Origin of the sequence: Streptomyces sp. NBC_00086 (assembly GCF_026343255.1) — a bacterium.
GTDB lineage: Bacteria > Actinomycetota > Actinomycetes > Streptomycetales > Streptomycetaceae > Streptomyces.
Map to the genome: position 1 here is coordinate 5659969 of NZ_JAPELZ010000001.1, position 23787 is coordinate 5683755.

Sequence of the window (23787 nt, forward strand, 5' to 3'; positions counted from 1 at the left end):
GTTCCAGATGCCTTAACGGCAACAGGCGGTGGACGGATCCCCACCCGTCCACCGCCTGTCGCCAATCCGCCGGACACGTCGGCGCTTCCCGGTGCGACCGACCGCCAGGCCCCGCAAAGCCCCCCACGGCCTTCGCGGAGCGTTTCGGTCGCGCCGGAGTGTGCCCGGCGGAGTACAGGATTTCGGTTGTCACACCTCCGCCGAAAGGGGTTTCAACTGTGGCTGAAAGGCCATGGTGACCACGTGTGACGGCGTGCATACTCAAGGGGCGGGGGGATTGCGGTTGCACAGGTGGGGGTTCGGGTGCTGCGTATCCATTTCACTGGAGTGGACCTCGCGCGCGTAAGGATGGCAGGGCGTCCGGATGCGTTGTGGGAAACGATTCTGAGTTTTCACCGCTTACGGGACCGGCGGGATACCCGGCTCTTCGGCGATTGGCGTGCGGAAACACGCACCAGGTTGAATGGTGAAACACGACTTCTCGGTGCGCTGATACCGAGCCGCGGGTATTTCCCCGATTTCCTGACCCCCGTGGAGGGGCAGTACGGGTGGGACGTGGGCCTCGACGCACTGCGCGGGATCCGCCCCGAGCGGCTGCGGCGCGAGCTCACGCTGCTCGGCAGGGGCGTGGAGAGCGGCTCCGGCATGGCCGCGGCCTTCGGGATGCCGGCGGCGGCCGACGGGGGCGCGTACCGGGGCTCCGAGGTCCTGGTCCCCAGGCGGCTGCGGGACTTCATGGAAGGGGACACCGCGCACCTGCCCCGGCTGATGGAGGAGCTGCGCCGGTACCACCGGGCGGCCGTGGAGCCGTACTGGAGCCACATCCAGGCACAGATCGAGGCCGAGCGGGCCGCGCGGGGGCGGGCGCTGCTCGACGGGGGAGCGGACGAGCTGCTGGCCTCGCTGCCGCCGATGCTGCGGTGGCGGGCGCCGGTGCTGGAGTGCGACTACCCCGTGGACCGGGACGTACGGCTGCGGGGGCGCGGGCTGCTGCTCCAGCCCTCCTTCTTCTGCCGGCGCACGGCGGTGACCCTGCACGATCCGGAGCTGCCGCCCGTGCTGGTGTATCCGGCGGCGGCCGAGCTGGCCTCGGCGCAGGCCGCCGGCGGCGATGCGGCGCGGCCGGCGGAGGAGCGGCGCCGGCACCGCCAGCACACCCTGGGCAAGCTCGTCGGGCACACCCGGTCGGTGGTGCTCCAGGCCATCGGCGACGGGGCCACCACGAGCGAGCTGGCGCGGCGGGCCGGGGTCTCGCTGGCCTCCGCGAGCCAGCACGCGGGGGTGATGCGGGAGGCCGGGCTGGTCACCACGCTGCGGCGGGGCAACGCGGTGCTGCACACGGTGACGCCGCTTGGCGCTGCGCTGCTGAAGGGTGGGGCCGTGGTGTCGTGACGCGCCGCACCCCGGCGGGTTCGTGACCCGTCGGGGTGCGGCCGGTGGTGCCGTGCGGCGCCGTTGCCGGGGGCTCCGCCCCCCGACCCCCGAGCCTCAAACGCCGGGGGGCTGGAGTTGGGCTCGGCCGGTGGGTCGGTCAGGTGCGGAAGGGGCCCGTGACCTCGTACGTGATGCCGCCCGTCGAGCTGCCGCTCGTGCCGCGCTGGCTGCTGAAGTAGAGGCGGTTGCCGGCGGGGGAGAAGGCGGGGCCGGTGATCTCCGAGGAGGACTGGCCGGTGACCCGGAGGAAGGGGGCGACGATGTCGTCCGGGGTGATGACGCAGATCTCCAGGTTGCCGCCGTCCTCGGCGATGTACAGGTCGCCGTACGAGGAACCCGTGACGTTGTCGACGCCCGTCAGGGGGGCGTTGCCGCCGGGGACCAGGGAGTCGTCGTAGGCGAGCTCGTAGGTGCTGTTCGCGAGGTTGAGCTGCCAGACCCGGTTGTCGCCCTTGGTGGTGAACCAGACCGTGTCGTTGGCGTAGTGGCAGCCCTCGCCGCCGTTGAACTTCTTCGAGCCCGAGACCTGGGTGCGCGTGGTGGTCGGCGAGCCGTCCGGGTCCGGGACGTTGGCCCAGGTGAAGGAGCCGGAGGTGGCGGTGCCGGCCTTGAGGACCTGGAGGGTGCCGGAGGAGAGGTTGCCCCAGGTGGTGGGGATGAAGCGGTAGAAGCAGCCGCTGGTCTCGTCCTCGGTGAGGTAGATGACCTGGCGCACCGGGTCGGCGGCGGCCGCCTCGTGCTTGAAGCGGCCCATCGCGGGGCGCTGCACGGAGGCGTTGACCCCGTACGGGTCGGTCTCGTAGACGTAGCCGAGGCTGACCTCCTCGCAGGACAGCCAGGTGTTCCACGGGGTCTTGCCGCCCGCGCAGTTCTGGCGGGTGTTGGAGAGGATCCGGTAGGCGCCGGTGACGGTGCCCGAGGAGTTGAACTTCACCGCGCTCGCACCGCCGGAGGGGTTGATCTCCGAGTTCGACACGTAGATCCAGCCCGTGCCGTCGGCGAAACAGGCACCGCCGTCGGGGGCGCTGTGCCAGGTGTACGAGGTGCCGGCGACGGTCTGGCCGGAGCGGGCGATGACCCGGCTGCTGAAGCCGGCGGGCAGCATGATGCCGTTGGCGTCGGCTGCACCGAGCGCCCCGTAGGGTCCGGCGCCGGGCTGGGCGGGAGCCGCGTAGGCCGCGCCGTGCATCAGCGTGCCGCCGAAGGCGGCGGCGGAGGAGCCGATGACGGCCCCGCGAAGGAAGGTACGACGTTCCACGGTCACTCCTGTGGGAGGAGAGCTCCGCGCCCGGTCGGGCGAGGAGTCACGCACGCGTCGAGGAACTTAGAACCGTCGAGTTGACGTGACGTCAATTCCATATGACACGGGAGCGACCGGCACGAGGTCAATCCTCCCGGAGGGCCGGGCGAATCGGGCGGGCCTGGAATCGGAGCGGCAGCAGACAGGGGGCGGGACGGCGTAATGCGGGACTTTCTGCCCTGGGGAGGAGGCCGGTGCGGGAGGATGGTGGAGTGATGACCCCCCATGCCGCCGACGCCGACATCACCGGCCGCGCCGACCTCGACGTCGTGCTGCGCCGCTTCTACACGGCGGCCTTCGCCGACCCGCGGATCGGGCCCTTCTTCACCGAGATCGCCGGTACCGACCTCGACGTGCACCTGCCCAGGATCACCGACTTCTGGGAGCGGTCCCTCTTCCGCAGCGCCGACTACCGGCGCAACGCCTTCGCCCCGCACGCGGCGCTCCAGTCGGCCCGCGAGATGACCGCCGAGGACTTCGGCCGCTGGGTGCAGCTGTGGCGGGCCACGATCGACGGACTGCACCGGGGGCCGAACGCGGAGCGGGCCAAGGCCCAGGGCGAGCGGATCGCGCTGACCCTGCACAAGCGGCTGGCCGGCGCCGATGCCTCCCTGGAGAGCGCCGACGGGCTGGGCTTCGTACCGCTGGCGGCCCTGAGGCTGCGCTCGATGACGGCCTGACCTGCACGTTCGTAGCGCGCCGAAGAAACGTCGAAAAAACTTCGCCGGGAGCGATGAGTTCCCCGGGGGCCCGCGGTCTACCTCTCGAAAGCAACGGAACACGCCGAGAGAAGAGAGACCCCCATGTCCTCCACCATGATCTTCGTCAACCTGCCGGTCAAGGACCTGGAGGCCACCAAGACCTTCTGGGGCAAGCTCGGTTACGGCTTCAACGCCCAGTTCACCGACGAGAACTGCGCCTCGATGCCCATCACCGACTCGATCGTGGCCATGTTCCTGACCGAGGCCCGGTACAAGGACTTCACCCACAAGGACATCGCGGACGCGACCAAGACCTCCGAGGTGCTGCTGTGTCTGAGCGCCGAGAGCCGCGACGCCGTCGACGAGCTCGTCGACGGGGCCCTGGCGGCGGGCGCCACCGAGCCCCGTCCCGCACAGGACCACGGGGTCATGTACGGCCGCGCCTTCGACGACCTCTCCGGCCACACCTGGGAGATCATGTGGATGGACCCGTCGATCGTCGAGGGCTGAGCCTCAGACGGAGGTCGCGGCGGTCCGCACCGGGTACGTCCGGACCGCCACCTCCGCGTCGTCCAGGCAGTGCCCCGACTCCAGGTCGAAGCGCTGCTTGAGCAGCGGCGAGGCCACGAAGGCCCGCCCGGCGGCCGAGCCGACCAGCCCGCGCGAGAGCACCTGCGCCCCGGTGAAGGGGTCCCGGTTGCCGATCGCGTACGGGCGTCCCGCGCGGTCGACGAACACGGCGGCCTGGCTCCCGTCGGGCAGCAGCGCCGCCACCCCGCGCCCGGGGGTCAGCGCCGACAGCTCGCACACGGTGAGCCATCCCTCCGCCACCTGCAGTTCCACGGTCATCGGGTGCCTCCCAGGGGCTCCAGGGTCAGCACGGTCAGGTCGGGCTTGACCTGACCGCGTTCGGGGACGAACTTCACGCTCGGGTCGGGTGCGCCGGGGGCGTTGACGAAGGACACGAACCGGCGCAGCCGCTCCGGGTCGTCCAGGGTCTCGGCCCATTCGTCGCGGTAGTGCGCCACGTGGTCGGCCATCAGCGATTCCAGCTCCGCGCACAGCCCGAGCGAATCGCGCACGATCACGTCCCGCAGGTGCTCCAGGCCGCCCTCCAGCCGGTCCAGCCAGGTGGAGGTCCGCTCCAGCCGGTCGGCGGTGCGGATGTAGAACATCAGGAACCGGTCGATGAGCCGCACCAGTTCGGCGTCGGACAGGTCCTGGGCGAGGAGGTCTGCGTGGCGCGGGGTGGCCCCGCCGTTGCCGCCGACGTAGAGGTTCCAGCCGCTCGCCGTCGCGATGATCCCGAAGTCCTTGCTCTGCGCCTCCGCGCACTCGCGGGCGCAGCCGGACACCGCCGACTTGAGCTTGTGCGGGGCGCGCAGGCCGCGGTAGCGCAGCTCCAGGTCGATGGCCATCCGTACGGAGTCCTGGACCCCGTAGCGGCACCAGGTCTGGCCCACGCAGGACTTCACCGTCCGCAGGGCCTTGCCGTACGCGTGCCCGGACTCGAATCCGGCCTCGACGAGCCGGGCCCAGATGCGGGGGAGGTCGTCGAGGGCGGCGCCGAAGAGGTCGATGCGCTGCCCGCCGGTGATCTTCGTGTAGAGGCCGAAGTCGCGGGCGACCTCACCGATCACGATGAGCTTGTCGGGGGTGATCTCGCCGCCGGGAATGCGCGGCACGACCGAGTACGAGCCGTTGCGCTGCATGTTGGCCAGGAAGTGGTCGTTGGTGTCCTGGAGGGCGGCCTGCTCCCCGTCCAGGACGTAGCCGCTCGCTCCGAGGGTGGGGGCGAGCGAGGCGATGATCGAACCGACGGTGGGCTTGCAGACCTCGCAGCCCTCGCCGCCGCGCGCCTCCTCGCGGCCGTGGCTGTCGAGGAGCTTCTCGTACGAGGTCACGCGCAGGGTGCGGACGATCTCGTAGAGCTCGGCGCGGGTGAAGGGGAAGCAGTCGCAGAGCCCCTTGTCGGCGGCCGGCGGCATCAGCTGGCCGATCACCTTGAGGCAGCTTCCGCAGCCGGTGCCCGCCTTGGTGCACTTCTTGACCTCGGGCACCGTGGTGTGGGCGGTGATCGCCTTCTTGGTGACGTTGTGGCAGGAGCAGATCACCGCGCCGTCCGGGAGCGAGGCCGGGCCGAGCGCGACGGGTGCGCCGGCGCCGGCGGGCAGCACCAGCTGCTCGGGGGTGACGGGCGGTACGGAGCCGGTGAGCGGGCGCAGCAGGCCGTAGGAGTCGGCGTCGCCGACCAGGACGCCGCCGAGCAGGACTCCTTCGGCGGAGACGACCACCTTCTTGTAGACGCCCGAGCGGGAGTCGGAGTAGACGACGTCGAGACTGCCGGCGGTGGCTCCGTGGGCGTCGCCGAAGGAGGCCACGTCCACGCCGAGGAGCTTGAGCTTGGTGGAGAGGTCGGCGCCGGTGAACTCCTTCTCGCGGCCCAGCAGGTCGGCCGCGGCCGTCTCCGCCATCTCGTAGCCGGGGGCGACCAGCCCGTAGACGCGGCCGTCGGAGGCGAGCGCGCACTCGCCGATGGCGTAGACGTGCGGGTCGGAGGTGCGGCAGCGGGCGTCGACGGAGATGCCGCCGCGTTCGCCGACGGTCAGGCCGCTCTCGCGGGCGAGCTGGTCGCGGGGCCGGACGCCGGCGGAGAAGACGACCAGGTCCGTGTCGACGCTGGAACCGTCGGACAGCTTCATGCCGCTGACCGAGCCGTCCTCGCTGGTGAGCACCTCCTGGGTGCCGACGCCCGTGTGGACGGTCAGCCCCATGTTCTCGATGGTGCGCAGCAGGGCCGCGCCGCCGCCCTCGTCGACCTGGACGGGCATCAGCCGGGGCGCGAACTCCACGACGCGGGTGGCGAGTCCGAGGCCCTTGAGCGCGCCGGCGGCCTCCAGCCCGAGCAGGCCGCCGCCGACCACGGCGCCGGTGGTGCGGGTCTTGGCGTACTCCTCGATCGCGAGGAGGTCCTCGATGGTGCGGTACACGAAACAGCCCGGGGCGTCCTTGCCGGGGACGGGCGGCACGAAGGGGTAGCTGCCGGTCGCGAGCACGAGCACGTCGTACGGGAACACCTGCCCCGTGCGGGACGTGACGGTGCGGGCTTCGCGGTCGATGCTCTCGGCCGGGTCGTCGAGGTGCAGGGCGATCCCGTGCTCCTCCATGAAGGAGGCCGGGGTGAGGGAGAGGTCCTCGGGGGTGCTGCCGGAGAAGTACGAGGTCAGGTGCACGCGGTCGTAGGCGGGCCGAGGCTCCTCGCAGAGCACGGTGATCCGGTGCGTGGCGGTGGCGCCGAGTTCGGCGAGCGCCTCCAGGTACCGCTGGCCGACCATGCCGTGGCCGATGAGCACGAGGGCGGGGCGGGTTCCGGGGGCCTGGGTGGTGGCCTGGGCGGTGCCCGGGGCGGGCGTGGGCGTGGCTGCGGCCATGATCAGGAGCCTCCGTCGTCGGTGAGCAGGTGGTGCAGGTCGATCAGACCGTGCTGGTCGGTGAGGGGGGCGCCGTCCTCCCAGCTGCGGGCGAGGGCGCCCACGCTGGAGAGTTCGCCGAGCAGGACCCCGCCGACGAGGCGGTCGCCGCGGACGACGACCTTGCGGTAGGTGCGGCGGGTGGCGTCGGTGAGCCGGACCACGTCGTCGCCGGGGAGCGGGGTGGTCTCGCCGAAGGCGGCGAGGTCGAGGGGCCGGTCGCCGCCGGCGGTCAGGGTGAGGCGGGTCAGGGCGCGGGTCCCGTTGTAGGCGGGGTCCTGGTCAAGTCCCTTGCCGGTTCCGAGCAGGACTCCGGCGAGGGCGTCGGCCTGTTCGAGGGCGGGGCCGGCCAGGCCGTACACCCGGCCCTCGTGCTCGGCGCAGTCGCCGACGGCGTGGATGCGGGGGTCGCTGGTGCGGAGCTCGTCGTCGACGAGGATGCCCTTGCGGACGTCGAGGCCGGCGGCCTGGGCGAGGCCCGTGCGGGGGCGGACCCCGCAGGCGAGGACGACGATGTCGGCGTCCAGGCGGTAGCCGACGGCGAGGTCGACACCGGTGACCTTGCGGTGGCCCGGGGCGGGGTCGGCGACCCTGCGGGGCGTTGCGGGCTCTGCCCGGACCCGCTCCTCGAACGCCCGAGGGGCTGGATCTCGGCTGACGCCGTCAGCAGGGTGCGGCTGGTCCGTGGTCGTTGCCAGGCCGCGGACGCGGCATTCCGTGTGGATCTCCACGCCCAGGTCTGTCAGGTGGGTGCGCAGGAGTTCCGAGGCTTCCGCGTCGAGTTGGCGTTCCATCAGGCGCTCGCCCTGCTGCGCCAGGACCACCTGCGCGCCCCGCTCGGCCAGCGCGCGGGCCGCCGAGACGCCGAGGAGGCCGCCGCCGATCACCACCGCGCGCACCCCGGGACGTACGGCCGCCGACAGGGCCAGGCAGTCGTCCATGGTGCGGAACGCGTGGACCCCGGCGGGGAGTTCCCGCCCTTCGGGTTCGAAGAGGCCGCGCAGGGGAGGGAGCACCGGGTTCGACCCCGTGGCCAGGACGAGGGTGCCGTACGGCTCGACCGTGCCGTCGTCGCAGTGCACCACCTGCTCCGCGCGGTCGATCCGTACCGCCCGCACGCCGCGGCGCAGCGCCGGGCCGGGGGCCGGGAGGGCCGTCACCTCCGGCGCGTACCGGCCGGCCAGGACCTCCGCGAGGAGGACCCGGTTGTAGGGGGCGTGCGCCTCCTCACCGAGGACGCGGACGTCCCCGCCCAGCCGGGCGGCGAGCCGCAGGCCGGCGAGGCCGCCGCCGATCACCACCACGCGTTGCTGTTCCGAGGTCATGACACGAGAGTGCGCGGCCGCTGTTTCCCCACGGCATCGCCGTTGTTTCCCCGACGGAACGCCGACCTCAGCGTGCGGGTTAAGCGTCCGTGAGGCGTTCCTCAAGGCCGCCTTAAGGATCACGGGAGGGCCGGGGAGCCCGCCGGAGCGCCCGTAGCGTGGCCGTATGCGAGAGCGAGACATGGCGGTTCGGGTCAAGGGCGGGATGCTCGGCGGGGCGGGGACCGTGGCCCTGCTGTGGGCCGCCCAGGTGCGGCCCTCGGCCCGGCTCGACGCGCTGTTCGCCACCGCCGCGCACCTGTCCGGCCTGCTCGCCGGGTACGGGGTGCTCGTCCTGCTGTTCCTCATGGCCCGGGTCCCCGCCGTCGAGCACGGGGTGGGCGCGGCCCGGCTCGCCCGCTGGCACGCGCTGGGCGGCCGCCACGTCCTGCTCCTCTGTTTCGGGCACGCGGCCTTCGCGCTCTGCGGCTACGCCGTGCACGAGGGGGTCGACGTGCTCTCGGCGGTCCGGGAGCTGCTCGGCTACCCGGCTCTGGCCGCCGCGGCGGCCGGGACCGTCCTCCTGGTCGCCGTCGGCATCACCTCCGCCCGCTCCGTACGCCGCCGGGTCAGCCACGAAACCTGGCGGGGCGTCCACCTGCTGGTGTACCTCGCCGCCGCCCTCGCCTTCGGACACCAGCTCGCCGGGCCCGACCTGGCCCCCGTCGCCTGGTTCTGGGCCCTCGCGCACGCGGTGGTCGCCGTCCTGCTGGTCTGGTACCGCGCCGTGGTCCCCGTACGGCAGGCCCTGCGGCACGCGCTGCGCGTCGCCGAGGTCCGAACGGAGGGGCCCGGAGTGGTCTCCGTCCTCGTCTACGGGGAGCACCTCGCGGAGCTGCGCGCGGAGCCGGGGCAGTTCCTGCGCTGGCGGTTCCTCCAGCGGCGGCTGTGGCACACCGCGCTGCCGTTCTCGCTGTCGGCGCCGGTCCGCGGGAACACCCTGCGCATCACCGTGAAGGCCCTCGGCGGCCACTCCCGCCGGATCCGCAGGCTGCGCCCCGGCACCCGGGTGCTGGCCACCGGCCCCTTCGGGGCGCTCACCGCCGCCCGGCGGACCCGGGCCAAGGTGCTGCTGATCGCCGGCGGGGTCGGGATCACCCCGATGCGGGCCCTGTTCGAGACCCTGCCCGGCGGGCCGGGGGACATCACCCTGCTCTACCGGGCGGGCGCAGAGGAGCACCTTGTGCTGCGCTCCGAACTGGAGGCCATCGCCGCCGAACGGCAGGCCGGGCTGCACTACCTGCTCGGGCCGTCGGGCGCCGCCTTCGACCCGCTGGCTCCGCAGGCGCTGGCCGAGCTGGTCCCGGAGCTGGCCGAGCACGACGTGTACCTGTGCGGGCCGCCGGGGATGGCGGACGCCACGCAGTCGGCGCTGTTGCGGGCGGGGGTGCCGGCGGGGCGGATCCACGCCGAGTGCTTTGGCTTCTGAGCCCGCGCCTGATTCCGGCCCCGCCCCCGTTTCCGCCCCTGCGCCCGCGCCCGCACCCGAGAGGTCGCCGCTCCGTGCGTCACCCGTTGCACGTCACCCTGCCCGTGTCCCTGGCCGCTGCGCGGGGCTCGTCCCCTACCCGCCCTTCGCCCATCCCCCAGACTCCGTCCGGGGGGACCCCCAGCCGGGGCTCCGCCCCGGACCCCGGTCCTCAAACGCCGGACGGGCTGGATTTGGCTGCGGCCGGCCTCGGCCCCTGGCCCGGCCCCGGCCCCGGTTCTCAAGCGCCGGACGGGCTGGGTTTGGTTGCGCCTGGCCTCGGCCCCTGGCCCGGTTCCCAAGCGCCGGACGGGCTGGGTTTGGCTGCGCCCGGGCCTAGACCCGGGCTTTGGGTGCCGGAGCGGCCGAAGGGGCCGCCGTTCGTGGCCGTGGCTGCGGCCCGGCATCGTCGGCCGCGGGTCTCACCGGTGCGGGTGGTGCTGGACGTGCTCGGGGCCGTACCGCCCGCCCGGCGGTTGGCGGCGGGGCTCGGGTTGGCCAGTGTGCTGGCGGCGAGCGTGCTGACGGCGGTGGTGGATCCCTCGGCTCCCGCGGCCCCGGACCGGGCTCCGGCCGGGCGAAGCTCAACCTTTGCGCAAGTTTCCGGGGATTGATGGCCACTGCACCCAACCGCTCCATAAGGTCGGGCCGTGCCTGACATATCGACAACCATGATCATCATGCTGTGCGTGGCCGCCGCCGCGGCCGGCTGGATCGACGCCGTCGTGGGCGGCGGCGGCCTGCTGCTCCTGCCCGCCCTGCTGCTGGGCCTGCCCCACGCCCATCCCGCCACCGTCCTCGGCACCAACAAGGCCGTCGCCATCGTGGGGACCTCCGGCGCGGCAGTGTCGTACCTGCGCAAGACCTCGGTGGACGTGAAGCTCGCCGTCCGCATCGGCCTGGCCGCGCTCGTCGGCTCGATGGGCGGGGCCGCCCTGGCCGGCGGCATCAGCAAGGACGCGCTGCGCCCGCTGATCATGGTGGTCCTGGTGGTCGTCGCGGCTTTCGTCCTCTTCCGCCCCGGCTTCGGCGTCGCTCCCGGAGCCGCCGCCGTCAGCCGCCGGCGCGTCCTGCTCACCATCGCCCTGGCCGGTCTCGGCATCGGCTTCTACGACGGGCTGATCGGCCCCGGCACCGGCACCTTCCTCGTGCTGGCCCTGACGGCCCTGCTCCACCTCGACCTGGTCACCGCCTCCGCCACGGCGAAGATCGTCAACGTCTGCACCAACGGCGGAGCGCTCGCGATGTTCGCGTACCAGGGCATGGTGCTGTGGCAACTGGCCGCCCTGATGGCCGTGTTCAACCTGGCCGGCGGCATGATCGGCGCCCGGATGGCACTGAAGAAGGGCAGCGGATTCGTCCGCGGAGTGCTCCTGACGGTCGTCGGCGGCCTGGTGCTGAAGCTGGGTTTCGAACAGTGGGGCTGACCCGGCACGCGCACGGGCCGGACCGCGGCCGGGGGATAAAGTTGCGGGTGTGCCCCACCTTGAGATATCCGACCTGATCACCGTCACCGATCCGCTCAGCGGAGCGCGGATGCCGGTGCGCCGGGGTGATGTGGTCCGCCGGCTCGACGAGGCGGGGGATCCGCGTGCGGCCCGGATCGTCGCCGGGCTGCCGGCCGGCCCGGACGACGTGCTCGACCCGCTCGCCGTGGACCGGCTGATGATCGGGGTCCACACCGAGCTGCAGCGGCTCAGCGAGGAACTGCGCATCGGGGAACGGCTGGTGCACGTACTGGACCCGCTGTTCGAGGCCATCCGCGAGATCGCGGGCCGCCGCGGCCGGTTCCGCCTGGTCGACATCGGATCCGGTCTCGGCTACCTCGTCCGCTGGCTGGCGTCCACCGGCGCCCTCGGCCCGAACGTCGAGCTGATCGGCGTCGACCTCGACGCCGCCCTCGTCGCCGAGGCGGACCGGCTGGCCCGCGCCGAGGGACTCGACTGCCGGTTCGTCCACGGCAACGCCTTCGACCTCCCGGAGATCGCCACCGTCTACGTCTCCACCGGGGTGCTCCACCACTTCCGCGGGCCGGCGCTCGCCGAGTTCTTCGAGGCGCAGGCCGACTCCCAGGCGCTCGCCTTCTGCCACTTCGACATCGCCGCCACCCGGCTGGCGCCCGTGGGCGCCTGGATGTTCCACCGCGCCCGGATGCGTCATCCGCTCGGCCGCCACGACGGGGTCGTCTCCGCCCGGCGCGCCCACTCGGACGAAACCCTGCTGCGCGCCGCGACCGTACCGGGCATCCGGCCGCTGCTCTACGAGCCCAAGGGCCTGTCCAACCCCTTCTGCACCACCCTGCGCCCGGTCCTCGGCATCCGCCCCTACCTGGAGGACCCGCTGCGCCAGGCCCTCGGGCGTTCCTCCCGGCGGCTCGTGGGCGCGGAGCACCTGACCCGCGGCGGACCGCCGAGGCACGACGCCGCGTCCTGGTCCGCCTCCGGGGCCGCCTCAGGGGCCGGGCGATGAACCCGGTCCTGCCGCTCGCCGCCCTCGGCCTCGTCGACGCGGCGTTCAGCGGCTTCCGCGCCTACGCCGGCCGCGACGCCCGGATCCGCAAGCACCGTGCCGTCCTGCGCGCCTCCCTGCGCGGGCTGGCGGTCGGCGCCGTCCTGCTGCTCGCCCCCGCCCTCACGGCCGGCGCCGTCCTGTTGCTCGCCGAGGACACCGACCGGGCGTACGGGGTCCTCGCCGACGGCGGGACCGGCTTCCTCGTCCCGATCGGGGCCTACGCCCTCGCCGTCGGGCTCTCGCTCGCCGCCTACTTCGCCCTGCCGTACCGGGCCAGCACGCTCTCCATGGTCGTCGGGCTCGGCCCGCTGACCCTGGCCCGTCCGCTGGTCGTGGCCGGGGCCTGCGCCGGTGCGCTCGTCGCCGGGGGCGGCTGGACCTCGCTCCTGGTGGGAGTCGTGGCGGGGGCCGCGGTCCTGTGCGTGGAGCCGTACGTCCACCGCCGCTGGTACGCGTTTCCGGTCTAGGCCCGTCGTAGGACGCCTAGGCCCTCTCTTTCGGGTCCTGCCGGGCCCCGGAGGCCCGGGCCACCACGATGAGGAACAGTCCGCAGCACGTCACGAGCAGCCAGCCCGGCCGGGACGCCCGGGCGAGGCCGTCCGGGCCGGCGCCCGCGGCCAGGGCCCCCGCGACGGCTATGCCGACCGCCGATCCGACCTGGCGGGCGGTGGAGGTGACGGCTCCGGCCACACCGGCGCGGGACGGCGACAGGCCGCCGACCGCGGTGTGGGTGAGCGGGGCGTTGGCGAAGCCGAACCCGATGCCGATGAGCAGGTGGGCCAGCAGGAGCAGCGGCACGCCCGTGTCCGGGCCCAGGTCCACGAGGCAGAGCCCGCCCGCCGCGGTGAAGCCGCCCGCGAGCAGGAGCGGACGCCGCGGCCCGAGTCGCCCCGTCAGGCTGCCGGACCACGGAGCGCACACGGTGGCCCCGAGCGCCATGGGCAGGGTCGCCGCACCGGCCGCGAGCGGGGTCCAGCCGCGGGCGTTCTGCAGATACAGGGTGGTGAGCAGCAGGCTCACGCTCAGCGCGGTGAACACCGCCACCGCGCCCAGTACCGCCGAGGCGAAGGGCGGCCGCCGGAACAGCCGGGGGTCGATCAGGGGCTCGGGCCGGCGGAGCTCGACCCGGACGAAGGCCGTCGCGGCCGCCGTGACGACGGCGTAGCAGGTCAGAGCCGTGGGGGAGGCCCAGCCGATGCGGGGGCCCTCGATCAGGACGCCGACCGAGACGCACAGGGCGGTCGTGAGGAGCAGCTGGCCGGGCAGATCGAGCCGCCGGGCGCGCTGACCGCGGGACTCCGGCACGAACAACGCGACCAGGACGAGCGCGCCGACGACCACCGGGGCGTTGATCCAGAACACCGACCGCCAGCCGAAGGCGGCGATGAGGGCCCCGCCGACGACCGGGCCCGCGGCCATGCTGAGCCCGAAGACGGAAGCCCACAGGCCGATGGCCCGGGCCCGCTCCCGCGGATCGGGCATCGCGTTGACCACGATCGCCAGGGCCACCGGGCTCAGCATCGAGGCCCCGATCCCCTGGACGGCCCGCGCCGCGACGAGGAAGCCGAGCGAGGGCGCCAGGGCGCAGGCGACGGAGGCGAGACCGAAGACGACCAGCCCGCACCGGAACACGCGACGGCGTCCGAACCGGTCCGCGAGGGCGCCGGAGGCGATGAGGAGGCTGGCCAGGACCACGGTGTAGGCGTCCACGACCCATTCCAGACCGCGGGTGCCCACCTCCAGGCCCCGTCCGATCGCGGGCAGACCCACGTTGACGATGGTGGTGTCCACTCCGATGAGGAACATGCTCAGCGCGCAGACGGCCAGTACCGTCCACCGGCGGCGCGCGCCGAGGGCGGGCCCGGGCCCCGCTGCCGTCCCGGCCGGGATCGTCGTGGTCATGGGTCCGCCTTCTGTCCAGGCGGTCTGTCGGCCGCCGGCTTCGGATGTCGGCCCATGCTCCGACCGCGTGGCGGCCGCGGCCCAGGAAATTTGCCGGTACCGCAAAATGGCCCCATGGCCACGGACATGAGCAGGGACGCCGAACACGCCGAACTCGAGCGGACCCTCGACGCCATCGGACCGCGGCTACGGGCGCTGCGGCGCGAGCGCGGCCTCACCCTGGAGGCCCTCTCCGAGGCCACCGGGATCTCCGTGAGCACGCTCTCCCGCCTGGAGTCGGGCAAACGGCGGCCGACCCTCGAACTGCTCATCCCCCTCGCGCGGACCCACCGCGTGGCCCTGGACCAGCTCGTGGCCGCCCCGGTCACCGGTGACGAGCGCGTCCACCTGCGGCCCCGCCGCCGGGACCACGGGAGCGTCCTGGTCCCCCTGACGCAGTACCCGGGCCGCGTCCAGGTCTTCAAGCAGGTGCTCGCGTACCGGGAACCGAAACTGGTGACCCACACCGGCTACGAGTGGCTCTACGTGCTCGCCGGCGAGCTCCACCTCGTCATCGGCGAGCGGAGCCTCACCCTGCGCCCCGGGGAGGTCGCGGAGTTCGACACCGGTGAACCCCACTGGTTCGGCCCCGCCGAAGGCGAGGTGGTGGAGATCCTGCACCTGTTCGGACCCCATGGCGACCAAGCCGTCGTCCGCACCGGCTAGGGCACTGGACCCTGCCCGCCCGTGCGTTCAATACGTACCGGTCAGGTGGGCGAAGACGACCACGTTGCCCTGGTAGCCGGTGCGCTGGGAGAAGCCCCCGCCGCAGGTGATGACGCGGAGCTCGGCACGCGGTGACGACCCGTACACGCGGGAATCGGGGAAGGCCTTGGCGTCGTAGACCTCCACCGCGTGGACGGTGAACACGGCCGTACGTCCGTCGGCGCGGGCGATCTCGATCTGGGCCCCCCGGCGCAGGGCGCCGAGGTGGTAGAAGACCGCGGGCCCGGACGCGTCGTCCACGTGCCCGGCGACGACGGCCGTGCCGGTGGCGCCCGGGGTGGTGCCCTCGCGGTACCACCCCGCCAGGTCCCGGCGGGCGGGCGGCGGCACTTCGAGACTGCCGTCCGCCTGCAGCCCCAGCCCGGTGAGCGGGGCGTCCACCCGGATGGACGGGATCCGGATCCGGGTGGGCGGCGATCCGGGGAGCGCGGCGATGGCCGCGGGGAACCGGGCCTGGGCGCTCAGCGCCTCACCGGGGGAGGGCAGCGGGGGCCGGACGGGCTCGCCGGAGCCGCTGCCGATGAGCCAGACGCCGATGCAGGCGGCGAGTGCGACGAGCCCGCCGCCGCGGGCGCGGGCGCGGCGTGCCTCTGCCTCCATGCGGCCCCCTCGGCTTGGTGACGTGGTGACGTTTTGACTGGCCGTCGCCCGGCCCCGCGAACGGGGGGGACCTCGCGGGGCGGGCGACGGGGGACGGTACCGGTCGGACCGCGGCCGGAGCCGCGGTGGGCGTCCGTCAGTTCCGCGTGCCGCTCGCCCGGCGACGCAGGAACCAGGTACCGCCGACGGCGGTTGCGGCCAGCACTGCCGCTCCCGCCGCGATCTTGGCGGGGTCGGTGGTGGTGGTCGTGCCACCGCCCACCCCGGTGCGCACGTGGCCCTGGGGGGCCCGGTCGTGCTCGGTGACGATCAGGTCGCCGGTGGCGAACTTGCCGTTCGCGCAGGTGGCGCCGATCGAGTGGGTGCCGGGGCGGGTTCCGTGGGCGACCTGGAATTGTCCCACGACCACCTCCTTGTGGGTGCCCGGAGTCAGCTTGAAGCGGCCGCCCCCGACGGTGGAGGCGTCGCCCTCGGCGTGACTGCCCGGGCCGCAGGCCTTCGTGTTCACCGTGACGGTGGTGCCGGGTGCGGCGGACTTCGGCCACACCTCCAGCGGGGCGAAGTCGCCGGGCGCGAAGCCCGCCGTGCCGAAGCCCGACATGCCCAGGTCCGCGGCGGCGACCGCGCCGGCGACCGGGCCGGTGAACGCGGCGGCGGTCAGCGCGGTGGCGGTGAGCACGTGGGCGGTGCGTCGGCGCATGGGGGGTCTCCTGTGGACACGGGGTCGTGTTTCCGAGGTAACCCGGGAGTCGGGGCGGGCGCCTGCTGATGTGGTGTCAGATTGGGGGTGGGGGGTGGGGGCGGTGGGCTGTTGTCGCAGGTGGGAGAGGTGTGGGGGCATTTGTGGGGCCCCACCCCGTCCGGGTGACGGTGGCCTCGCGGGTGCGGGTCGCCGCCGCGGTCGGAAAGGGGCGGTGGGGCCCGAGGGGTTAGGCCGGGGGGAGGGTGAGGGTGGCCGCGGCGCCGGTGGGGGTGGGGTTCGTGAGGGTGACCCGGGCGCCGATGACCTGGGCCTGGCCCAGGGTGATGGTCAGGCCCAGGCCCGTGCCCTGGCCGCGTTCGGTCGCGCCCGTCAGGAACCGCTGCGGGCCGTCCCGCAGCAGGGTCTGCGGGAAGCCCGGACCGTGGTCCCGGACGGTGACCGTGTTCCCGGCGACCGTCACGGTGATCGGGTCCCCGCCGTGCCTGCGGGCGTTGACCAGCAGGTTCGTCAGGATCCGCTCCAGCCGCCGGACGTCCGTGCGGACGCGGGCCGTCCCGTCGGCGGCGCCCAGGACCTGCGCCTCCACCCCCGAACGCCGGGTGACCGCTTCCACCAGCGGCCCCAGGGGGTGGATGTCCAGCTGGGCCACCTCCCGGTCCCCGTCCAGCCGGGCCACCTCCAGGAGGTCCTCCGTCAGACTGCACAGGGCCGCGACCCGGTCGCGCACCAGCTCGGTGGGCCGCCCCGGAGGGAGCAGCTCGGCGGCGGTGAGCAGCCCGGTCAGCGGGGTCCGCAGCTCGTGCGCCACGTCCGCCGTGAACCGCTGCTCCGCCACCAGCCGCCGCTGCAGGCTCGCCGCCATCGTGTCGACCGCCGCGGACAGTTCGGCCACCTCGTTCCGCGTCCCCGGTACGCCCGACGGGCCTATCCGTGCGTCCAGTTCGCCCGTGCTGATCCGCCGGGCCGTCTCGGCCGCCGACCGCAGGTCCTTGCTCAGCCGGCTGGCCAGTGCCGCTCCGCCGATCGCCGCGAGGGTGACGACGACCGCACCGAAGGCCAGCAACTGCTGGTCGAGGTCCCGCAGTTCCGCCTGTTCGGCGGCCAGCGGCTGGCGTACGGAGAGCACTTGGCTGCCGCCGACCGACCGGGCGGCCCACACCGCCGGGTGGCGGCCGTGCAGATCGAGGTAGGTGGTGCGCTGTCCGGCGAGGGCGGCCTGCCGCAGGGGTTCGGGCAGGCTCGGGCAGTCGAGGCGCGCGTCGGCCTCCCCGACCTTGTCGAAGTCCAGCTGGCCCGTGAGCTCGTACACCTGCCGCACCCGGACGAGCTGCGCGAGGGCGCTCTTGCGCGCCGAGTCGGCCACCTGGTTCGCGCGTGCCTCGTGGATCAGGATGCCGATGGTGAGCGCGACGAGCGAGCAGCCGACGGCGAGCAGGACGGAGATCTTCCAGCGCAGGCCGAGGGAGTGCAGGAGCCTGCGGCAGCGGAGCAGGAAGCGCCTCACCCGCCGGCCTGCTTCGTGGGGGCGGGTGAGTCGGGGCCGCTCGGCGGCGGGGCCGGGCACGTGCCGGAGCCCCGGCCGGAGATGGCGTTGCCGAACCTGTGCTCGTCGCTGAGCAGGCTCATCCGCCGGCCGTCCCAGTGGTAGCGGATGTCGTGCGCGGAGCCGTCGTCGTCGGTGGTGCGGACCAGCAGGTCGGTGCCGAGGACCTCGGCGGTCATCCGCCGGCCGCTGGTGAAGAGGATCGGAACGACCTTCCCGCCGGCCGCGGTGTAGACGCTCAGCACCGAACGCCCGCTCTGGGTGTCGGCGGCGAGGATCAGCTCGGGTTTGCCGTCGCCCGTCAGGTCCGCGAACCGGGCCGGCCGCACTCCGGCCCTGCCGGGACCCTCGATCCTCTTCCCGTCGCCGAAGCGCTTCATCGCCTTGTCCGCGCGGAGCACGGCCATCACGTCGACCTTCTCGATCCCCTCCGGTCCCACGGCCGGGCCGCCCTCGAGCGGCTGCGGCGGCGGCACCCGGCCGGCCACCGCCGTACCGCCGGAGCTCGGGGACCCGGTCCACGAGGGCCACAGCGGCTTCGGCCGGGGCTGGGAGATCACGGGCTGCACGACCTCGCCGTGCCCGAGGCCCCCGGGCGCGGCGCAGCCGCCGAGGCCGATGCAGAGCAGAGCGGCTGCGGCGAGGCTGTGGCGGGTCGGTCGATTCATGGGGAGCGGAACCGTCGGGTGGTGGGGGAGGGCGGGGCGCGGGGAGGCAGACTGGCGGTAGACGGAGCCGGTCACGGGGACCGGGCGGTTGTGCAAGGGCGGTGCGTAGGCGGGCTCCCGCGTCCGAAGCCGGGACTTCCGGCCCGGCCGGCGGCCGGTGGGAGCCCGGTCAGCAGCTCAGCCTGAATCGTGGGAGGTCCGCATGACATCGGCCGATCGGCCGGAAGGCCACGCCGAAGGAACGATTCCGCGGGTGGAGGAGCCGGTGGAGTCGGAGAAGCCGGACGAGGCGGATGAGCGGGACGAGCCGGTGGAGTCGGACGAGTCGCAGGAGCTCCCCTTCTTCGTCTACGGCACCCTGCGCCCCGGCGAGGTCAACCACGACCTGTTCCTGCGCGGCCGCACGGCCGCCGAGGAGCCCGCCCGCCTCCCGGACGCGGCCCTGTACGAGGGCCCCGGCTACCCGTACGCCGTGGACCGCCCCGGCTCCGCCGTAGCCGGAGAGCTGATCACCCCGGCCCCCGGGGCGTACGGGGAACTCCTCGCGGCGCTCGACCTGCTGGAGGAGTACGCGGGCCCCGGCCACCCCGCCAACATCTACGACCGCACCACCCGCCGGGCCCTGCGCCCCGACGGCACCCCCGTCCGCGCCTGGGTCTACCTGGCCGCCCCGCGCCTGGCCCACCACCTGGCCCGCTCCGGCACCCGCATCCCGGGCGGCGACTGGCTGCGCCGCTAGTGGGTGTCCTGGCCGCCCCCCCCCCGGCCGTGCAGCGGTACCCGTCCGTGCGGCCACCCGCCCCCCGTGGGCGGGCGTACGCACGGCAGTGAAGGTCCTAGTACCAGCCGGTACACCGCACGGTGCCGGTGCTGTCGTTCTTGGCGCAGGCCCGCATCTTGTAGCCCGCGTCGTTGTAGGCCGGGGTGTGGGTGTCGGTGCCGCTCTGCACGGTGGTCACGCCCCACGGACCGGCCCAGGTGGTGCCGCCGTTGCTGGAACGGTCCACCCAGACCTGGTCGCCCGGGTCGGCGTTGGTGATCCGGCCCCACGCGCAGCGCGAGGACGTGCTGTAGCGCAGCTCGATGACGATGGTGTTGTCGACCTTGACCGTCGGAATCGGCGTGACGGCGTTGCTCGTGGAGCAGGCCAGTACCCCGGTGCCCGCCGCCTGCGCGGCGGTGCCCGTGAGGCCGAGGCCGGCGAACAGTGCGACGCCCGCCGCCATGACGGCGGCCTTCTTGGTGAACTGCATGGAATCCCCCTGTGTGGCGTAGAGGCGATCGGCGCACCGGGCCGGCGTGCCGTCGGTTGAACACCCGTACGGTCCCCCGGACGACCCCCGCCCGGCGTCAACCGCAGAGTGGACCTCACCGGTAAACCTCTGCGGCAGAAGGGTGCCGCCGCCGACTACACCCCTGGTATGACGACCACTGCCAACGCCCCGCGTAGGGTTCGCCGATGCGCACCAGGGCCTGGCCGGCGGCTGACCGGTTCCGCTCCCTCGATCCCCGGCTGGTGGACGCCCTGCTGGCCGTGGGCCTGACCGGCGTCGCGGCGGTCACCGGAGAGCAGTACCACCCGGCGGGCTGGCCCCGGTTCGACGCCACCGCCCACCTGTACACCGCGCTGGTCGGACTGCCGCTCGCCGCCCGCAGGACCGCCCCCGTGTCCGTCCTCGTCGCGTGCTGCCTGGCCTACGCCGGGTACCTGGCCGCCGGGTACGCGCCTTCCCTCAACTTCTGGGGCCCCCTGGTCGCGCTGTACGGGGTCGCGTCCCGCCGCCCGCCCCGTGCCGTCGCCGTGTGCGCCGCGGCTCTGGTCGTGGCCGTGATCTTCCTCAGCGGGCTGAGCGAACCCGCGATGGAGCTGTGGGTGGCGGTCCTGCAGGCCCTGTGCGTCCCGGGGGTGGTGTGGGCGTTCGGCAACGGCGCCCGCCTGCTCGAGGAGCGCAACCGTCAGCTGGCCGCCGTCACCGCCGAGTTGTACCGCGAGCAGGAGTGGCGGGCCCGCCGCGCGGTCGCCGAGGAGCAGCGGCGCATCGCCCGCGAGCTCCACGACATCGTCGCCCACCACATGTCCGTCATCAGCGTGCAGGCGGGGATGGCCGGTTACGTGTTCCCGGCCGCGCCGGAGAAGGCCCGGGCGGCGCTCGGCACGATCGCCGAGACCAGCCGCGAGGGGCTGCGCGAACTGAGCCGCATCCTGACGCTGCTGCGCTCGGGCGGGGACGAGGAACCGGACGGCCGGCGCGACCCCACCGCGGACGGCGACCGGGGCGACGAGCGGACCCCGTACGCGCCGATACCGGGCCTGGCGGGCCTGGCGGAGGCGGCGCAGCGGGTGCGGGACACGGGCATTGCGGTGGAACTGCGGACGGACGGCACCCCGCGGCCGTTGCCGCCGGGTGTGGAGCTGTGCGCGTACCGGGTCGCCCAGGAGGCCCTCACCAACGTCATCAAGCACGCCCCGGCGGCGTGCGTCGACGTCCTCGTCGCGTACCTCCCGCACACCCTGGTGGTCACGGTCACCGACGACGGCGGTGGCGGCGGAGCGGCCGCCGATGCGCGCCGATCAGATCAGGCCAACGTTGCCCCGGGGCCGGGGCACGGGTTGATCGGCATGCGTGAACGCGCGAGGCTCTACGGCGGAACAGTGGTCGTCGGCCCGCGGACCGAGGGGGGATTCAGCGTGCGCCTCACCCTGCCGGTCACCGCCGCGCCGGACACCACCGCGCGTCCCCCCGGCCCGGAGAACCGGCCGGCGTCGTGATCAGGGTCCTCGTCGTCGACGACCAGATCCTGATTCGGGCCGGACTGGCGGCGCTGCTCCAGGCGGCGCCCGGCATCGAGGTGGTCGGCGAGGCCGAGGACGGCGAGGACGCCGTGGTCCGCGCGGCCGCCACCCGCCCGGACGTGATCCTGATGGACATCCGGATGCCCGGCCTCGACGGCCCGGCCGCCACCGAGCGGATCCTCGCGGCGTCGGTGGACCCGCTGCCCCGGGTCCTCGTCCTGACCACCTTCGATCTCGACGAGTACGTGTACGCGGCCCTGCGCGCCGGAGCCTCCGGGTTTCTGCTGAAGGACACCGGCCCGGAGCGGCTGATCGAGGCGGTCGTGGCGGTGGCCCGCGGCGACATGCTCTTCGCCCCGAGCGTGACGCGGCGCCTCATCGAGTCCTACGTGAACCGCGCGGACCCGGTGCCGGACACCCCGGCCGCCCTCGACGCCCTCACCGCCCGCGAGCGCGAGGTGCTGCGGCTGACGGCGCGCGGGCTGTCCAACACGGAGATCGCCGAGCTGCTCTTCATCAGCGAGGCGACCGTCAAGACCCACCTCAACCGGACGATGAGCAAGCTGGCCCTGGACAGCCGGGCCCAGGCCGTCGTCGTGGCGTATGAGACGGGCCTGGTCGTTCCGGGGGCCTAGAGGCCTTCCGCGCCGCGGTTGCGCAGGCGCCGGCCGTACTGCTGGAGCACCCACAGCTCCTCCTGGACCGCTGCCAGTTGCTCCGGCGCGTCCTGGTGGCCGAGGCGGGACAAGGTGCCCTGGATCTCGTGGACCCGGCGGTCGACCGCGCGGAGGCGGACCTGCACCAGCTGGACCCCGGCGTAGACCTCGTCCACGGTCTTCGCGTGGATGGCCTCGACGACGAGCTCGGTGACCAGCGCGCGGACGGTGTCGTTCGGCGCGGCGTCCCGGACCCGGGTCACGTAGTCCTCGGTGCCGAGCGAAGCGCCGCCGGCGTCCAGGATGGCCTGGCGGACGGCCGCGTAGGGCGGGGCGGTGAACTCGTCCATCCCGTACGCGTCGAAGGCGGGCGAGACCAGGGCGGGGCGCTGGAGCGCCAGCTTGAGCAGCTCGCGCTCGGTGATGTGCGCGGGGCTGCGCAGGTTCAGCGCCGGACCCGTGGGGCCGCCGGACGGCGCCGGGATGTCCTCGTACGAGTGGCTGGAGTGGCTGGAGTGACCGGAGCCGCCGGACTGGCCCCGGCGCTGCTGCTGGGGCTGGTTGCCGCGCTCCCGGGCCCAGCGGTCGAGCTGGGCGATCCGCTTGACCACGAACTGCTCGTCGCGCATGCCGAGCATGCCCGCGAGCTGGACCGCCGACTCGTGCTGGATCGCGACGTTCTTGATCTTCTTGATGATCGGGGCGGCTTCCTCCAGCGCGGCGGCCCGCCCCGCCGGGTTCTCCAGGTTGTGCCGGGCCACGATGTGCTTCAGCGCGAACTCGAACAGCGGGGTGCGGGCCTCGACCAGCCCCGCCACGGCCGCGTCGCCCTTGGCCAGGCGCAGGTCGCAGGGGTCCATGCCGCCCGGGGCGATGGTGATGGAGGTCTCCGCGGCGAACTTCTGGTCGTCCTCGAAGGCCCGCAGCGCGGCCTTCTGCCCGGCCGCGTCCCCGTCGAAGGTGAAGATCACCTCGGCGGTCGCGTTGTCCATGAGGAGCCGGCGCAGGATCTTGATGTGGTCGCCGCCGAAGGCCGTGCCGCAGGTGGCGATCGCGGTGGTGACCCCGGCCATGTGGCAGGCCATGACGTCGGTGTAGCCCTCGACCACGACGGCCCGGGAGGTCTTGGCGATCTCCTTCTTGGCCAGGTCGATGCCGTACAGCACCTGGGACTTCTTGTAGATGGCCGTCTCGGGGGTGTTCAGGTACTTGGGCCCGTTGTCGTCGTCGCGCAGCTTGCGCGCGCCGAAGCCGACGACCTCGCCGCTGATGTCGCGGATGGGCCACATCAGCCGGCCGCGGAAGCGGTCGATGGGCTTGCCGCTGCGGCTGTCCTGGGACAGGCCCGAGGTGATCAGTTCCTTGTCGGTGAAGCCCTTGCCGCGCAGGAAACGGGTCAGGTGGTCCCAGCCGGCCGGGCTGTAGCCGACGCTGAAGTGCTGGGCCGCGGCCTGGTCGAAGCCGCGCTCGGCCAGGAACTTGCGGCCGATCTCGGCTTCGGCGCTGCCCAGCTGGTCCATGTAGAACTCGGCCGCGGCCTTGTGCGCCTCGACCAGCCGGATGCGCTCGCCGCGTCCGCTGCTGCCGGCGGTGTAGCCGCCCTCTTCGTACCGCAGGGTGATGCCGGCCAGGCCGGCGAGGCGTTCCACCGCCTCCGAGAAGGAGAGGTGGTCGATCTTCATGACGAAGTCGAGGGTGTCCCCGCCCGCCTGGCAGCCGAAGCAGTGGTAGAAGCCCTTGCTGGGGCTGACCTGGAAGGACGGGGACTTCTCGTCGTGGAAGGGGCAGAGGCCCTTGAGGTTGCCGCCGCCCGCGTTGCGCAGCTGGAGGTACTCGGAGACCACGGCGTCGATCGGGACCGCGTCCCGTACCGCCTTCACGTCGTCGTCGTTGATCCGTCCTGCCACC

At 73.6% G+C, this 23787-nt stretch carries 22 protein-coding genes; 11 read left to right on the forward strand and 11 right to left on the reverse strand.

What is annotated here, in order from left to right:
* The first annotated feature begins 303 nt into the window (after positions 1-303).
* Positions 304-1392 (forward strand): helix-turn-helix domain-containing protein, encoded by a 1089-nt coding sequence (locus tag OG276_RS25445; RefSeq protein WP_266909014.1) that lies wholly within the window; start codon positions 304-306, stop codon positions 1390-1392.
* Positions 1393-1531: 139 nt separating this feature from the next.
* Here OG276_RS25445 and OG276_RS25450 read toward each other — a convergent pair whose 3' ends face one another.
* Positions 1532-2692, reverse strand: a complete 1161-nt coding sequence (locus tag OG276_RS25450) for an alkaline phosphatase PhoX (protein ID WP_266909015.1) — start codon at positions 2690-2692, stop codon at positions 1532-1534.
* Between the two features lie 257 nt (positions 2693-2949).
* Between OG276_RS25450 and OG276_RS25455 the strand changes: the two genes are divergently transcribed.
* The gene (locus tag OG276_RS25455) at positions 2950-3414 is read left to right on the forward strand and encodes a group III truncated hemoglobin (RefSeq protein ID WP_266909016.1); all 465 of its coding nucleotides are present in this window, start codon (positions 2950-2952) and stop codon (positions 3412-3414) included.
* 123 nt (positions 3415-3537) lie between these two features.
* The gene (locus OG276_RS25460; protein WP_266909017.1) at positions 3538-3945 is read left to right on the forward strand and encodes a VOC family protein; all 408 of its coding nucleotides are present in this window, start codon (positions 3538-3540) and stop codon (positions 3943-3945) included.
* Positions 3946-3948: 3 nt separating this feature from the next.
* On the opposite strand, the gene nirD is transcribed toward OG276_RS25460, so the two are convergent.
* The 3 genes from nirD to OG276_RS25475 form a co-directional block, all read right to left on the reverse strand.
* Positions 3949-4284, reverse strand: a complete 336-nt coding sequence (nirD, locus tag OG276_RS25465) for a nitrite reductase small subunit NirD (protein ID WP_266909018.1) — start codon at positions 4282-4284, stop codon at positions 3949-3951.
* On the reverse strand, positions 4281-6770 hold the full coding sequence (nirB, locus tag OG276_RS25470; protein WP_266913101.1) for a nitrite reductase large subunit NirB: 2490 nt from the start codon (positions 6768-6770) through the stop codon (positions 4281-4283). The genes nirD and nirB overlap by 4 nt, the downstream gene beginning before the upstream one ends.
* 98 nt (positions 6771-6868) lie before the next feature.
* Positions 6869-8230, reverse strand: coding sequence for an NAD(P)/FAD-dependent oxidoreductase (locus OG276_RS25475; RefSeq protein WP_266909019.1), 1362 nt, complete (start codon positions 8228-8230; stop codon positions 6869-6871).
* Positions 8231-8396: 166 nt separating this feature from the next.
* On the opposite strand from OG276_RS25475, the gene OG276_RS25480 reads away from it, so the two are divergent.
* The 4 genes from OG276_RS25480 (at position 8397) to OG276_RS25495 (ending at position 12715) form a co-directional block, all read left to right on the forward strand.
* The gene (locus OG276_RS25480) at positions 8397-9698 is read left to right on the forward strand and encodes a ferredoxin reductase family protein (RefSeq protein WP_266909020.1); all 1302 of its coding nucleotides are present in this window, start codon (positions 8397-8399) and stop codon (positions 9696-9698) included.
* A 689-nt stretch (positions 9699-10387) separates the two neighbouring features.
* The gene (locus OG276_RS25485) at positions 10388-11164 is read left to right on the forward strand and encodes a TSUP family transporter (RefSeq protein ID WP_266909021.1); all 777 of its coding nucleotides are present in this window, start codon (positions 10388-10390) and stop codon (positions 11162-11164) included.
* A gap of 49 nt (positions 11165-11213) precedes the next feature.
* Positions 11214-12206, forward strand: a complete 993-nt coding sequence (locus OG276_RS25490; RefSeq protein WP_266909022.1) for a class I SAM-dependent methyltransferase — start codon at positions 11214-11216, stop codon at positions 12204-12206.
* A complete protein-coding gene (locus tag OG276_RS25495) occupies positions 12203-12715 on the forward strand; it encodes a hypothetical protein (RefSeq protein WP_266909023.1) in 513 nt (170 codons plus the stop codon). The genes OG276_RS25490 and OG276_RS25495 overlap by 4 nt, the downstream gene beginning before the upstream one ends.
* A gap of 16 nt (positions 12716-12731) precedes the next feature.
* Here the strand turns inward: OG276_RS25495 and OG276_RS25500 are convergent, their stop codons facing one another.
* Positions 12732-14150: an MFS transporter gene (locus tag OG276_RS25500; protein ID WP_266909024.1), complete on the reverse strand. Its 1419-nt coding sequence runs from the start codon at positions 14148-14150 to the stop codon at positions 12732-12734.
* A 114-nt stretch (positions 14151-14264) separates the two neighbouring features.
* Between OG276_RS25500 and OG276_RS25505 the strand changes: the two genes are divergently transcribed.
* Positions 14265-14855: a helix-turn-helix domain-containing protein gene (locus OG276_RS25505; protein WP_266909025.1), complete on the forward strand. Its 591-nt coding sequence runs from the start codon at positions 14265-14267 to the stop codon at positions 14853-14855.
* Between the two features lie 27 nt (positions 14856-14882).
* Here the strand turns inward: OG276_RS25505 and OG276_RS25510 are convergent, their stop codons facing one another.
* From OG276_RS25510 to OG276_RS25525, 4 genes are all read right to left on the reverse strand, one after another.
* Positions 14883-15515 (reverse strand): class F sortase, encoded by a 633-nt coding sequence (locus OG276_RS25510; RefSeq protein WP_266909026.1) that lies wholly within the window; start codon positions 15513-15515, stop codon positions 14883-14885.
* Between the two features lie 136 nt (positions 15516-15651).
* Positions 15652-16215 carry a hypothetical protein gene (locus OG276_RS25515; RefSeq protein ID WP_266909027.1) on the reverse strand — a complete coding sequence of 188 codons (564 nt, stop codon included), beginning with the start codon at positions 16213-16215 and terminating at the stop codon, positions 15652-15654.
* A 229-nt stretch (positions 16216-16444) separates the two neighbouring features.
* Positions 16445-17722, reverse strand: a complete 1278-nt coding sequence (locus tag OG276_RS25520; RefSeq protein ID WP_266909028.1) for a HAMP domain-containing sensor histidine kinase — start codon at positions 17720-17722, stop codon at positions 16445-16447.
* Entirely contained in the window at positions 17719-18429 is a 711-nt protein-coding gene (locus tag OG276_RS25525) for a hypothetical protein (protein WP_266909029.1), read from the reverse strand. The genes OG276_RS25520 and OG276_RS25525 overlap by 4 nt, the downstream gene beginning before the upstream one ends.
* A 310-nt stretch (positions 18430-18739) precedes the next feature.
* Between OG276_RS25525 and OG276_RS25530 the strand changes: the two genes are divergently transcribed.
* Positions 18740-19168 (forward strand): gamma-glutamylcyclotransferase family protein, encoded by a 429-nt coding sequence (locus tag OG276_RS25530; RefSeq protein WP_266913103.1) that lies wholly within the window; start codon positions 18740-18742, stop codon positions 19166-19168.
* Positions 19169-19265: 97 nt separating this feature from the next.
* Here OG276_RS25530 and OG276_RS25535 read toward each other — a convergent pair whose 3' ends face one another.
* The gene (locus tag OG276_RS25535) at positions 19266-19682 is read right to left on the reverse strand and encodes a DUF2690 domain-containing protein (protein WP_266909030.1); all 417 of its coding nucleotides are present in this window, start codon (positions 19680-19682) and stop codon (positions 19266-19268) included.
* A gap of 206 nt (positions 19683-19888) precedes the next feature.
* Here OG276_RS25535 and OG276_RS25540 point away from each other — a divergent pair, with 206 nt between their 5' ends.
* Both OG276_RS25540 and OG276_RS25545 read left to right on the forward strand, forming a co-directional pair.
* The gene (locus tag OG276_RS25540) at positions 19889-21199 is read left to right on the forward strand and encodes a sensor histidine kinase (RefSeq protein WP_266909031.1); all 1311 of its coding nucleotides are present in this window, start codon (positions 19889-19891) and stop codon (positions 21197-21199) included.
* Positions 21196-21858, forward strand: coding sequence for a response regulator transcription factor (locus tag OG276_RS25545; RefSeq protein WP_266909032.1), 663 nt, complete (start codon positions 21196-21198; stop codon positions 21856-21858). The genes OG276_RS25540 and OG276_RS25545 overlap by 4 nt, the downstream gene beginning before the upstream one ends.
* Here the strand turns inward: OG276_RS25545 and dnaG are convergent.
* Positions 21855-23786: a DNA primase gene (dnaG, locus tag OG276_RS25550; RefSeq protein WP_266909033.1), complete on the reverse strand. Its 1932-nt coding sequence runs from the start codon at positions 23784-23786 to the stop codon at positions 21855-21857. The two genes, OG276_RS25545 and dnaG, sit on opposite strands and share 4 nt — an antisense overlap.
* Between the last annotated feature and the right edge of the window lies 1 nt (position 23787).